General features: G+C 49.8%; 10 protein-coding genes. 7 read left to right on the top strand and 3 right to left on the bottom strand.

What is annotated here, in order from left to right; translation table 11 throughout:
- Positions 1-13: 13 nt before the first annotated feature.
- Positions 14-664, top strand: a complete 651-nt coding sequence (locus VIN66_RS04530) for a cytochrome b/b6 domain-containing protein (RefSeq protein WP_331922886.1) — start codon at positions 14-16, stop codon at positions 662-664.
- 25 nt (positions 665-689) lie between these two features.
- Here VIN66_RS04530 and VIN66_RS04525 read toward each other — a convergent pair whose 3' ends face one another.
- The gene (locus VIN66_RS04525; protein WP_331922885.1) at positions 690-1,139 is read right to left on the bottom strand and encodes a cytochrome c; all 450 of its coding nucleotides are present in this window, start codon (positions 1,137-1,139) and stop codon (positions 690-692) included.
- A 109-nt stretch (positions 1,140-1,248) separates the two neighbouring features.
- On the opposite strand from VIN66_RS04525, the gene VIN66_RS04520 reads away from it, so the two are divergent.
- From VIN66_RS04520 to VIN66_RS04505, 4 genes are all read left to right on the top strand, one after another.
- A complete protein-coding gene (locus VIN66_RS04520) occupies positions 1,249-4,206 on the top strand; it encodes a bifunctional diguanylate cyclase/phosphodiesterase (protein WP_331922884.1) in 2,958 nt (985 codons plus the stop codon).
- A gap of 21 nt (positions 4,207-4,227) precedes the next feature.
- Positions 4,228-7,347, top strand: a complete 3,120-nt coding sequence (locus tag VIN66_RS04515) for an amidohydrolase family protein (protein ID WP_331922883.1) — start codon at positions 4,228-4,230, stop codon at positions 7,345-7,347.
- An 11-nt stretch (positions 7,348-7,358) separates the two neighbouring features.
- Positions 7,359-8,663, top strand: coding sequence for an amidohydrolase family protein (locus tag VIN66_RS04510; protein ID WP_331922882.1), 1,305 nt, complete (start codon positions 7,359-7,361; stop codon positions 8,661-8,663).
- Positions 8,664-8,727: 64 nt separating this feature from the next.
- On the top strand, positions 8,728-10,410 hold the full coding sequence (locus tag VIN66_RS04505; protein ID WP_331922881.1) for a M28 family metallopeptidase: 1,683 nt from the start codon (positions 8,728-8,730) through the stop codon (positions 10,408-10,410).
- Between the two features lie 220 nt (positions 10,411-10,630).
- Here VIN66_RS04505 and yciH read toward each other — a convergent pair whose 3' ends face one another.
- Entirely contained in the window at positions 10,631-11,026 is a 396-nt protein-coding gene (gene yciH / locus VIN66_RS04500) for a stress response translation initiation inhibitor YciH (RefSeq protein WP_349257531.1), read from the bottom strand.
- Between the two features lie 155 nt (positions 11,027-11,181).
- On the opposite strand from yciH, the gene VIN66_RS04495 reads away from it, so the two are divergent.
- Both VIN66_RS04495 and VIN66_RS04490 read left to right on the top strand, forming a co-directional pair.
- The gene (locus VIN66_RS04495) at positions 11,182-11,874 is read left to right on the top strand and encodes a GAF domain-containing protein (protein ID WP_331922880.1); all 693 of its coding nucleotides are present in this window, start codon (positions 11,182-11,184) and stop codon (positions 11,872-11,874) included.
- Positions 11,875-11,912: 38 nt separating this feature from the next.
- Entirely contained in the window at positions 11,913-13,109 is a 1,197-nt protein-coding gene (locus VIN66_RS04490; RefSeq protein ID WP_331922879.1) for an amino acid aminotransferase, read from the top strand.
- 41 nt (positions 13,110-13,150) lie between these two features.
- On the opposite strand, the gene VIN66_RS04485 is transcribed toward VIN66_RS04490, so the two are convergent.
- The coding region (locus VIN66_RS04485; protein ID WP_414709860.1) for an alpha/beta fold hydrolase at positions 13,151-13,618 on the bottom strand (468 nt) is incomplete at its 5' end.

Here is a 13,618-nt window from a genome sequence, read left to right as displayed (position 1 = left end):
GAGACCAGACACAATGTCACAGAAAGTAAAAGTATGGGACGTCGCTGTCCGTTTTTTCCACTGGAGCCAGGTCTTGTTGATTGCAGCACTCTGGTATACCGGTGAAGAAGGCTTGATGGCCCAGCATCAGTTGCTGGCCTACACCTTAGTTGCGCTGGTTGTTGCCCGCCTGATATGGGGTGTTATTGGCAGTGAAAGTTCCCGCTTTAGCCGCTTTGCTGCAACACCGGTTGCTGCCATACGCTATTTACGGCACCCGGTTGCGGTGGCCGGCCACAATCCGGCGTCGTTTTATATGATAGTGTTACTGCTGCTACTTATTAGCATTCAGTTAGTCACCGGGTTAGCAACGTTTGATAACAGCTATCTCAGTGATGGGCCCCTGGTTAGCATTTTACCCGGTAGCTGGGTGGAGATAGCGTCTGATATTCACAGCATTAATATTAATATTCTGCTGGCGGCCATTGCTGTGCATATTGTCGCGGCCCTGTGGCACAGTGTGCGGCTGCATAATGTGCTGGCAGTGATGCTAACAGGCAAAGATACGGTTAAACCACAACAGAAGCTGCAGTTTCGCAACAGCAGTGTATTTTTTATTGTGTTTGCCGCTGTGCTGGCTGTATTGCTGTGGTGGCAGGGCTTGGCACTATTGGCGCTGCTGTGAGCAGCAGCACCGGGGGCTTAGAAGCTTAGTTTTTATAATCGTCGTGACAGGCTTTGCAGTTACGGGCGAAGGTGCCAAAGGCCTTGCGCAAAGCGGCCTGATCGCCACTGTCTGCCGCCAGCTGTAACGCCTTGGCGTCAGCTGCCAGCTTTTCACCACGGCTATTAAAATCCTGCAGGTTTTTCCATATTGCCGCTTTAGCATCACCACCACCTTGCTCGGCACCTGGCACACTAAAAGCTTCCCATGGCAGAGTGGTCAGGGTTGCCAGCGCTGTTGCACGTTTGCTGGCGCGCGCTGCATCGTAGCTGACGTCACCTTTTAGCATATCTGAGATATCAGCCATGTTATGACGGATCATCTGAAAAGCGGCCTGACGGTAGGTAATACTGTCTTTGGCATCAGTAAAGGCGCTGCCGGCATAAGCAGCAGATGTCAGTGACAACAATAAAGCGGCGAGCAGGGGTTTTTTCATTGTATCGTTCTCTTTTGATGAATTTACATGCAATAATGATGAAGTCGTATCTTAACAGAAAGCGATATCTTGCCAATAATCATATAGTTTTAGTAATCAGGCAGAGTGAGTGAAGGACGTTAATTTAGTTAAACCACAAGGCATGGATTCGCTGGGGCGCAAGTTCGCACTGGTGGTTTTTCTGGCTATTGTCATTGCCGGCTTTACTGTGGGCTATGTTGTTTTGAGCCTGCAGGAACGCATTACACTGGATCAACAGCAACTGGTGATTAAGCAACAGGCTACGCGCTACGCCCGTCAGCTTGATCATGATGTTTTACAAAAAGAGCAAAAAGCGATATCGGCTAACCAGGTTGTGGCGCGCACGCTTGGCTTACAGCGGCTCAATAGCAATAAAAGTCTGACAGCGTTGGCTGATGGCAGTATCCGGAAGCAGGATGACTTTTCCGGTGCTTTTATTGCTGCCGACGCTTACTCGACGCGCACCGCCGCGATGTTTGAACGTACAGCGCTGATTTGGCAACAGTTATCGCCACTGATGTTGCATGACTTTTTTAATTTCTACTTTATTGCCAAAGAGCAGTTTATCCGGATTTCGCCGGCTGATTGGGCGATGCAGGTAGAGGTTTCACATAATTTTCAAAACGATCTGTTTTATCAGATTGCCACACCGGAACAAAATCCGGCCCGTCAGCCGCGCTGGACGCCGGTATATTATGACGATATCTGGCAAAAATGGATGACCAGCCTGATTATACCGGTGTATATCAATGATGAGTTTATTGGTATAACCGGTTCGGACTACGTTCTTGATGACATCCTGGAAAAGCTGCCAATGGCCGATAATGTGCTGCAGGGCAGCGCGTTTTTATTTGATGACCAGGGCATGGTGTTTGGTACCCAACAGCACAAGCCAACCGATATTCCGGCGATGAACACCCTTTACGCCGGCGTTAAGCCAGGTAATCAGGCTCTGCAGCATTATGCTGCTGCCGTGGCTGCGCAAAATGGCACCGTGAAAGCTGCGACAGACATTGTCTCTGACTATCTTATCTCTTCTGCACCGGTCAGCCGGCTTAACTGGCACGTTGCTGTCTATGCAGAGAAATCCAGGGTACTGACGGCACTGGATGAATTTCGCAGCAAGTTACTGGTGACGTTTTTGCTGGTGGCATTACTTGTCTCGTTGCTGCTGCAACTGGTGATATATCAGTTTATTCTGAAACGGTTAAACCGGCTGTCAGCGGCAATAAACCGCCTGTCACGCGGCGACTTGCAACATGTTTTGCTGGACAACAAGCAAGATGAAATAGGTATGCTCAATCAGGCGTTTGGCCGTATGTCAGAAGAGATCTCTGATTTGGTCAGTGGCCTGAATGAACGTATTGAAGAGAAGGAAGCCGCAGAGCGCTCTGCCCGTAAACTGAGTAAAGCGGTATCTTTTTCCAGTTCCGGCATTGTACTGACAGACCAGTTCCTGAGCATTGAGTATATCAATCCGTTTCTGATGGAAATGTTAGGCGGCAGCGATGACCATTTGCGTCAGCCGCTCAACAGCCTGTTTGCTGAAGAAATGCATCATGTTGGTGAAGAAATTGTGCAAACGCTGGCTGAGCGGCATCACTGGCGGGGAGACATGCTGCTACAGCATCAGCAACATCAGCTGTGGGTATCGCTGGCGATTGCCCCAATTCGCGATGACAAAGGTGGTATAACCAATTACGTCTGTGCGATGCAGGACATCTCATTTATCAAACAAAGCCAGAAAAAAATGGAGCAACTGGCATACTACGATGTGCTGACCGGTTTGGCTAACCGCAGTTACTTTCGTGACCAGCTACGAAAAGCTATTGCGATGTCTCATCGAGGTTACTATAACTTTGCTTTGCTGTATTTCGACCTGGATGAATTTAAACGGATCAATGATACGCTGGGGCATGATGCCGGCGATGAACTGCTAAAAGAAGTCTCCAAGCGCCTGATTAGCCGGTTGCGGGAGGAAGATACTATAGCGCGTCTGGGCGGCGATGAATTTGCCGTTATTCTCAGCGGCATTAAAGATCGCTCTCAGGCGTCGGCGATTGCGACTAATCTACAGCAGGCATTTGCAGCGCCGGTGAAGCTGGGCAACCAGGAAGTATCGATAAGCGCCAGTATCGGTATCACAGTCGCTCCCGAGGATGCATCAGAAGAAGAGCTGCTGTTAAAGCATGCGGATTTGGCGATGTATGAAGCTAAAGCCAGAGGTAAGAATACCTTCCATTTCTTCAGTCCTGATCTGAATGAGGCCGCAAATGAGCGTCTGCTGATTGAAAACCAGCTGCGCGAAGCCATCCGCGAGCACCAGTTTTTATTGTACTATCAGCCAAAAATCGATATTCGCGATAATACGATTATCGGCTACGAAACCCTGTTGCGCTGGTTACGGCCGGACAACACTCTGGTTCCGCCACTGCGCTTTATTGCTGTGGCAGAAAGCACCGGCTTAATCGTGCAGATTGGTGAATGGATTATCTGGGAAGCCTGCCGTTTTCTGTCGCGCCAGCACAGCCGGGGGTACAACGTGTCATTGTCAATTAATCTGTCAGTGCGTCAGTTTAAAGATGATAATCTGCCGGAAATTGTTGCCCGTATTCTGCAGCGAACCGGAGCCAACCCTGGCAGTGTTATTTTCGAAATTACCGAAAGTATGCTGATGGGGGATACCGATGCGGCTATTAACCAGTTAAATCAGTTAAAACGTCTTGGCGTGTCTTTATCTATCGATGACTTTGGTACAGGCTATTCTTCGCTTAGTTATTTAAAGCGTTTTCCGGTAGACGAGCTGAAAATAGATCGCTCGTTCGTCAAAGATATCCCGGATGATCGTAACGACATGGATATTGTTGCTGCGATCATTGCTATGGCGCAGAAGATGAATCTGCGTGTGGTAGCTGAAGGGGTAGAAACTGCCGAACAGGTTGAATTCTTAAGAAAAAATGCTTGCTACCAGGTTCAGGGGTATTACTTTAGTATGCCGCTGGCCGAGCAGGAGCTTGGCCGCCTGAACTATGTAATTAACAGTTAATTCTTAATTCAGGAACATGTTATGACCTCAGAGCGTTTGTCGCTGCTAAGCGCTGCGCTGCTGGCTACTTTTGCCGGCAGCAGTCACGCCGATCAGACCACACCGATACAAGGCATTATTGATAAAACCCCTAACCTGGTCGCCCTGACCGGTGCAACCGTCTATACCGAGCCTGGTAAAAAGCTGGAAAAGGCAACGGTATTGATTGCGGATGGTCGTATCAGTGCTGTGGGCACTAAAGTGACGGTACCGGCGGGCTACCAGCAGATTGATGCCAGCCGCTATACCCTGTATCCCGGTTTTATTGACCCCTACACGCAATATGGTATTCCCTCTGCAGAGAAAGCCAAGCGCGGCAGCTACCGTGATGCGCCGGTTTATACTAATGAACGTAAAGGTGGCAATGCCAGTAATGCCGCTATTCACGCTGAAAAAGACTGGGTGGCAGAGTTTCAGCCAGACAGTAAAACGGCAGAGCAAATGCGTAAACTGGGTTTTACTGCAGCACAATCTGCCCGTTTTGACGGCATTTTCCGCGGTCAGGCATTTGTCAGCTCGTTAGGCGATGGTTTAGCTAACGAACTGGTATTAAAAGCCAAAGGCCCACAGTTTATGGCGTTTGATAAAGGCACCTCAAAACAAAGTTACCCGTCATCACTGATGGGCAGCATAGCGCTTATCCGTCAGACGTTAAGCGATGCCAACTGGTATAACAATGCATACGGCAAAACCGATGTACGCTATTTCAACGAGCCGGTAGAGTTCAATGCCGCTCTTGCAAGCATTACTGACATTGCACAAGCCGGCGTAGTGTTTGAAACAAATGATGATCGCTCATTATTGCGCGCCGATCAGCTGTTTAATGAGTTTAAGTTGAACAATGTGGCTATGGTGGGTTCCGGCTACGAATATGTGCGGCTGGCGGATATTAAAGCCAGTGGCCGCAGCCTTATCCTGCCACTGAATTTCCCGGCGGCGCCTGAAGTCGGGCAGGTTGCTGACCAGCTGGATGTCAGCCTTGCCGATTTACGGCACTGGGAGCGCGCGCCGGCCAATGCCGCAGCGCTGGCGCAGGCTGGCGTACCTTTTGCGCTGACAACTTACCGCTTAAAAGAGTTAAAACAATTCTGGCCCAATCTGCGTAAGGCGGTAAAACAGGGCTTAACGACAGACAAAGCGCTGGCGGCACTGACGACAGAGCCTGCACGTTTGGCCGGTGTTGCAGATCGGTTGGGTAAAATTGCACCGGGCTATCAGGCCGATATTGTACTGGCAGACGGTGATTTATTTGCTGACGGCAATATAGTGGCAACTTGGATCCGCGGCCAGCAACATAATGTCGGCACACTGAACCCGGTCAATTTTGCCGGTGACTATCAGCTTACTGTGGCAGGTAAGGCGATAACTATAACTCTGTCTGGCGCGGCTGATAAATTATCCGGTTCTGCGAAAGCCGCTGATGCCTCAGCCGATGCCAAAGCTGTGAAACTGACTGATGTGAAAACGCAGCAACAACAACTGCAGTTTAACCTGATGCTGAAGACCTTAACCGGCAGTGAGCAGGTTGCACAATTCAGCGGTCAGCTAAGCGATAAGCTGTTAACGGGTAAGTGGCAACTGGCAACCAGCATTGAAAGCGTCAGTGCTAACCAGCAAACCGCCGCTCAGAGCGCGAAGCAAGATACGAAAAAGGCGCAGGGTACCCCGGGTACTATGTTGTCTAAAGTGACCTTTCCCAACCGCGCTTATGGCTTGCCACAGCTGGCTAAACAGCAGAATGTGCATATAAAAAATGCAACAGTCTGGACGGCAGAGCAAGACGGTATGCTGGAGCAGACAGATGTTATTGTCCGTAACGGTAAGTTTGACAAAATTGGCAAGAACCTCAGCACGCCGTCTGGTTTTACGGTAATTGACGCCACAGGTATGCATTTAACACCGGGTATCATCGATGAGCACTCACATGTTGCCATTGAAGCGGGTGTTAACGAGGGTACAGCGGCTGTCACATCTGAAGTGCGTATCGGTGATGTGATCAATCCTGAAGATATCAATCTGTACCGCGGTCTGGCAGGTGGTACAACCACAGCGCAGTTATTGCACGGCAGTGCGAACCCTATTGGCGGCCAGGCGCAGGTTATTCAGTTCCGTTGGGGCGAAACGGCTGAAGGCTTAAAAATGAAGGCGGCACCGCCAAGCATTAAATTTGCGTTAGGTGAAAACGTTAAGCAGTCTAACTGGGGCGATGCTTTTACGTCACGTTATCCGCAAACCCGTATCGGTGTTGAAACCACTATTCGTGACGCTTTTCAGGCGGCAAAAGAATATAAAACCAAATTAGCGGCCTATAACAAGCTGTCGAAACGTCAGCGCGAAGATGTTGCCCCACCGCGTATTGATTATCGTCTGCAGGCGCTGGTTGAAATTCTGGATAAGCAGCGTTTTATCCACACGCACTCTTACGTTGCTTCTGAAATTCTGATGCTGATTGAGCTGGCCGATGAAATGGGTTTTAACATCACTACCTTTACCCACATTCTTGAAGGCTATAAAACATCAAAAGAAATGCTGGCGCACGGTGCCAGTGCTTCGACTTTTGCTGATTGGTGGGCTTATAAAATGGAAGTACAGGATGCCATACCGACTAATGCCTGCCTGATGGCTGAGCAGGGTATGCTGGTCAGTATTAACTCGGATGATGCCGGCTTACAGCGTCGCCTGAATCAGGAAGCGGCAAAGTCGGTAATGTACTGCGGTATGAGCCAGCATGATGCACTGAAAATGGTCACCATTAACCCGGCTAAACAGCTGAAAATAGACAGCGTTACCGGTTCAATTAAAGTGGGCAAGCAGGCCGATTTTGTACTGTGGAATACCAACCCGTTATCGGTATACAGTCAGGCGCAGCAAACCTGGATTGCCGGTACCAAGTACTTTGATATTGACACCGATAAACAATTACAGCAGCAGCTTGAAGCTGAGAGAGCCGCCCTGATCCAGAAAGTATTGCAGGCTGATGATGATGCTAAAGCCGGCGACAAAGGTGGCTACAAGCAGGATGAACCCGAGTGGCACTGTGAAGATCAGGGCGATTGGTGGCAAATCAGCAACCATTTACATCTTCACAACCATTCACATTAAGGAGCAGCAGCATGAAACTATCTAAAACCTGTTTAAGTTTGTTTGTTGCTCTGACTGGCAGCCTGGCTGCAGGCCAGGTTATGGCGCACGACATAGTGCCGGGCAAAGCGGCTGCCACACCCGTGCTGCTGACTGGCCTTACGGTACACAGTGTAACATCGGGCGTAAGCACCGACACTGATGTGTTGATTGCTGATGGCAAGATTGCGGCTATCGGCAAAGATTTAGCTGCACCAGAAGGTGCAACAGTGATGGCACTTGATGGTAAACATCTTTACCCCGGCTTAATTGCGCTGGCTAATCAGCTGGGTTTAATTGAAATTGAAGCCGTGCGTTCAACAGATGACTCGACTGAAGTGACGCAGACTAACCCGGATATCAGGGCTAAAGTCGCTTACAACGCCGATTCTGAAGTGATCCCAACTATCCGTAGCAATGGTTTTGCTTATGCCATGGTATATCCGTCCGGTAGTATGCTGATGGGACAATCCAGCCTGATGCAACTGGACGCCTGGAATTACCAGGATGCGGTAGTGGCTGATGCCACCGGCTTGCATGTACGCTGGCCTAATGCCAGTACACTGGGCTCGCGCTGGAACCCTAAGCCGGCTGATGAAGTGCGTAAAGCTAATGCCGAACAGCTAGATGCTTTGCAGCAACACTTTAAAGATGCCAAAGCTTACTATGATGCAGAGCAAGCCGGGTTAAACCATGGCATAGACTCGCGCTGGCACCAGATGCTGCCGGTGTTTAAAGGTGAACGGCCATTGTTTGTCCATGCAGACGATGAGCGGCAAATCCGTCAGGCGATGTTACTGGCTAAACAGTATGGTCTGAAACTAACGATTGTTGGCGGCCGCGACAGCTGGCGTATGGCCGACGAACTGGCCGCAGCGAACGTCGCGGTGATTTATACCGCGCCTTATGGTTTACCGACCAGGGTAGATGAAAATTTCCGTCAGGCGTTTATTACCCCTAAAGTGTTACAGGATGCTGGTGTGCAGTATGCCCTTTCACTGGATGGCTACTGGGATACCCGCAACCTGGTGTTTGCGGCAGGGCAGGCGATTAGTTACGGCTTAACCCCGGAGCAGGCGTTACGTTCTGTTACTATTAATGCTGCGCAAATTGCCGGAGTTGCCGGTACAATCGGCAGCATTGAGGTAGGCAAAGCAGCCAGCCTGGTTGTATCAGACGGCGATATTTTTGATTATCTTGGCCACAAGGTTACGCATCTGTGGATAGATGGCAGGGCAGTCGATCTGAATAACCGCCATAAACAACTGCATGATAAGTATCGGCAACGTATCAACTGATATGTCACCGGGTAAGTAATTTCAGTGCCAGCCTTTGCTGGCACTGCTGTTTTAAGGAAATAAGATGAAATTCAAATTGATCGTTGCTGCACTGGCACTAAGTGCCGTTAGCGGTTGTGTCAGCAGTACGGCGTCAAAGACTGCTGCTGTCCAGCCTGCCGCCAGTGCTAAAGCCATAGAGGCCCATATGCAGTTTCTGGCTGCTGATGAATTGGCTGGCCGCGAAACCGGCAGTAAAGAACATGAAATTGCGTCGTTATATATAGCAACTCAGTTACAGGCATTAGGTTTGTTGCCTGCGGGGGAAAACGGCAGTTACTTTCAGCGCGTGCCGCTGCGCAAAGCGCGTTTAGCACAGGATAGCGCCAGTTTCACGCTGCATGTTGATGGCAAAAATACTGAACTCAGTTACCCGAAAGCGTTCTTTACCGGCCCCAGCATGCAATATCAACAGACAGATGTTACCGCGCCGCTGGTGTTTGCCGGTTATGGTTTGGTATCAAAAGAGTTTGCGCTGGATGATTATGCTAACCTGGATGTAAAAGGCAAAATAGTGGTGTTGCTGGCGGGCCGGCCAGACAGCCTGCCAAGTGAGGAAGCGGCGCATCTGAACAGCCTGAAAACGAAACTGGCCGCTGAACGTGGCGCTGTGGGTATTGTCACCATCCACACACCTAAACAGGAGAAAACCCGGCCGTATGCTACCAGCTTGCTGTACTTAAACGCCCCCAGCATGGAGTGGCTGCAGGCAGACGGTACACCGGCTGACAGCTACCCTGATTTAAAAGCCGGCGCTTATGTGCACCCTGATGCTGCTGCGTCCCTGTTTGCTAAAGCCCCGCAGTCGCTGGCGGATATCTTTGCCCAGCTGGAGAATAAACAAAACCCGGTAGGGTTTGAATTGGGCGTATCGGCATCGTTAAGCCGGCGCTCAACGCACGAGCAAATCTCCAGCCCTAACGTTATCGCCATGCTACCAGGCTCTGATCCGGTGTTGAAAGACGAGTATGTGGTGATCACTGCGCACTCTGATCATATTGGTCTGGCCAATGATTTACGCACCGACGATAAGATTAACAACGGTGCTATGGATAATGCGGCCGGTGTGTCTATTCTGCTGGAAACCGCCCGTTTATTTGCTGCGCTGCCACAGGCGCCGAAGCGCTCTGTTTTATTTGTGGTGGTAACAGGCGAAGAAAAAGGCCTGCTGGGCGCTGATTATTTTGCTAATAACCCGACAAAGCCAATTGATAAGCTGGTCGCGAATGTGAATCTGGATATGCCAGTGCTGTTATATCCGTTTGCAGATATGGTGGCATTTGGTGCCAACCATTCGTCACTTGGCAAAGTGGTAGAGCGCGCTGCTGCAAAAGAAGGCATAGCGCTAAGCCCGGATCCAATGCCGGAGCAGGCTATTTTTACCCGCTCAGATCACTATACGCTGGTGAAAAAAGGTGTACCGGCGGTGTTTTTAATGACCGGCTTTAAGTCACAGGACCCATCGCAAGATGGTGGCAAAATCTGGGGCAGCTTTTTTGCTAAACATTACCATAAGCCATCGGATGATATTCCAAGCCTGATTAAAGATTACGGTGCTATCCGTTACGATGCAGGCGCAGTGTTTGCCAATATTAATTACAATATTGCACTGGATATTGCTAACACCGGGCAGCGGCCTTACTGGTTAAAACAAAGCTTCTTTAACGGGGTTTTTGGCAAGCCGTATAATCGTGAGTCCGCAAACTGAATTTCAAATGCAGTAGCGAAGCGAGAGCTGATTTACTCTAAGCTGACCGTTGAAGCCCCGGATGGGCGGACAAATTCGTCAGGAACGAATTTGAACAGCTCCGCTGGCCAGGGTGGTGAACTTCACGGATGAAGTTCATAAACGAGCCCCCAGGGATGGGTTTACGGCGTGTCGGCGTGAGTGAATCAGCTCGATGTGTTACTACCGGTGGTGAAGCTAATTAGCCACCGGCCCATTTAGTTTTATAACCCTCGGCTTGCAGCAGCTGCTCTACCAGCTCGCGCTTATCCCCCTGTATTTCAATCACGCCATCCTTGACTGCACCGCCGCACGCACATTTCTTTTTCAGCTTGGCGGCCAGCGCGGCTAACTCATCGTCGGGTTTGGCAATACCGCTTATCGTCAGCACGGCCTTACCGCCGCGACCTTTGGTTTCGCGCCGTATACGCACAGCGCCGTCGGCGTAAGCTTCAGCAACGGCTTTTACCTGCGGTTTATTGTCTATACGGCCAGATTCAGTGCTGTAAACCAGATTGTCGCCGGTTGGTGCTGCAGTGCTGGCGCCCGGGTTCATTTTTGCCTGCCAGTCAGCGAGTGAAATTTTGTTTGATGCCATAACCATATCAGTAGTGCTTGCTTTACAATGTTGTCAGCTTAAACATCCAGTGCCAGAGCGGCAACAATTTCTGTTTGTAATGCGGTGCTGGCTTGGCTTTTTAATCACTTCTGATAGAATGTTGCTCAATTTTGGAAATCTGGATGGCTATTTAAATGTCTGTTACGTTGTCGGTGTCCGATTATCTTCGCGATTCTGGTTTAGCTCCGCAGTTTGGTGATATCAGCGCCAAAGTTGCACAGTTTCAGGCGCAGCTGCGGCAGTTTATCGCCACTGAGCCAGTACCAGAGATAAAATGGCAATATCAGGTGCCGGAGCTTGGCGAAGGTGGCGCTTGCTCGTTGTTTGGTCAGTTAGCTGATGAGCCTTATGATCTGAGTGCGATACTGGGCGGGCAAACTGCTGCTAATGAACAGGCGCTGCAAAAGCTCAGTGCTATAGTGGCGTTTTATCAGCAGCATTCAGCGCTTGACTGGTTTGGTATTTATCAGGCGCGCAGCAATGTTGCGGGGGAACAGGTATTAGTTAAACTCGCATATTACGGTGCTGCATCACGCGCCGAGTTCCCGCTGAACAGCGAGTTTGCCAAAATCAGCAACAACAGTACCGTTGGTTTAAGCGGCAAAGCTAAAGTTATCAATGATGTCGCCGCTTATTTGGGCACCGGTGGTGAGTATTACACCTGTGATCCCAAAGTACAGGCTGAAGCGTGTTTGCCTCTGTATAATCAATCAGGCAAAATAATCGGCATTGTCGATGCAGAAGATTTTAATAAGAACGTTTTTACTGCTGATGCGATGGCATTGCTGGTAGCGGTATGTTTAACCATACCGGCTTATTTGCCTTAAGCGCAGTTTTTCATGCAACTTTAATCAGGTAGAACACTATGTTTGCTCAGTTACAACCGGTGGCCACAGATCCCATCTTAGGCTTAATGGCGGCGTACAAAGACGATCCTAACCCAAATAAGGTCGATCTCGGTGTTGGTGTTTATAAAGATGAGCAAGGCCACACCGCAGTATTAAAATGCGTGAAAGAAGCTGAAGCACTGCGGCTGAAAAATGAAGACAGTAAAACCTATATTGGCATGGCAGGGGACCTGGGCTTTAACAGCCATATTGAGAAACTAGCTTTTGGTCAGGGCCATAAAGTGTTGCTGGCTAACCGTGTTACGACTGCACATACACCCGGTGGTACCGGTGCGCTGCGCGTAGCGGCAGAGTTTATTAAAAAAGCTAACCCTAATGCCACCATCTGGGTAACCAGTCCAACCTGGGCTAATCATATTTCAATGTTCAAAGCGGCTGGTCTGAACGTTAAAGAGTACACTTACTACGACTACAGCACCAAAGGCCTGAATGAAGAGGGTATGTTTGCTGATCTGGCAACAGTGCCTGCAGGCGACGTTGTATTAGTGCACGCCTGCTGCCATAACCCAAGCGGCATGGATTTAACCTTTGCCCAGTGGCAGCGTTTTGCTGAACTGGCAAAGGAGCGTGGTTTTACCCCGCTGGTCGATATGGCATATCAGGGGTTCGGCACCGGGCTGGATGAAGATGCCAAAGGCTTGCGTTATCTGGCAGATCACGTTGAAGAAATGCTGTTATGCAGTTCTTGCTCAAAGAACTTTGGCTTATACAGAGAGCGTATTGGCGCGGTGTCTGTAGTGTCGGCAGACAGCAAAATCAGTGATATCGCCCGGGTCAACCTGTTAAGCGTGGTACGCAGCATCTATTCAATGCCACCGGCACATGGCGCTATCATTGTCGCCAGTATTCTGGACAGTACAGAGCTTACGGCGTTATGGCATCAGGAACTTGCCGAAATGCGCAATCGTATCAACAACTACCGTCAGTTGATTATTGATAAACTGGCTGGTGAAGGCGTGACGCAGGATTTCAGCTTTATCACGCGTCAGCACGGTATGTTCAGCTTCCTCGGTATTAATAAAGAGCAAATTGCCCGTCTGCGCAATGAGTTTAGTATTTATATGGTAGATTCCAGCCGTGTCAGCATTGCCGGGCTAAACCATAGCAATATTGATTACTTTGCCAGGTCAGTGGCAACAGTACTGAAAGGTTAAGTTGATTGAGCAAGCAAAAACCGCAGCGTGCTGCGGTTTTTTTATGCCTGCAAGAAGTGATGTATTGCCAGTGCGACTGCCTCTGGCTGAGTCATATGGCAGTGATGTCCACCTTTAACGTTTACCCGCCGCAGATTAGCAAAACAACCCGCAGCGTGTGACGCTCGCTCAGTTATCATTCCGTCTTCTGCGATCACCGCCAGCACAGGGCACTGCACAGCACGCATCAGCGCTTCAGCTTGAGCTGGTGATAAGCGATATACTGAACTATGGCGCAGGCGCATATCTGCACGCCATGTCCATCCGGCCGCAGTTTGTATTGTGCCGCGCTCTGCCAGCAGTAAGGCTTCACTGATACCAAAATCGCTTTGGCGTTGTCTGGCTGCTGCAGCCTCTGCTACAGAGCTATAGCAGGGCTTACGTGATACCGGCTTAAGACGGGAATTAATACCATCTCTGAGTTGTTTTGCTGTGTTTGACGGCACATCGGTGATAAAGCCTAAACTATC

The organism is Rheinheimera sp. (assembly GCF_036568245.1).
Taxonomy (GTDB): domain Bacteria; phylum Pseudomonadota; class Gammaproteobacteria; order Enterobacterales; family Alteromonadaceae; genus Alishewanella.
The sequence above is the reverse complement of the archived record's forward strand: the minus strand, read 5'-3'. Positions and strand labels throughout refer to the sequence as shown.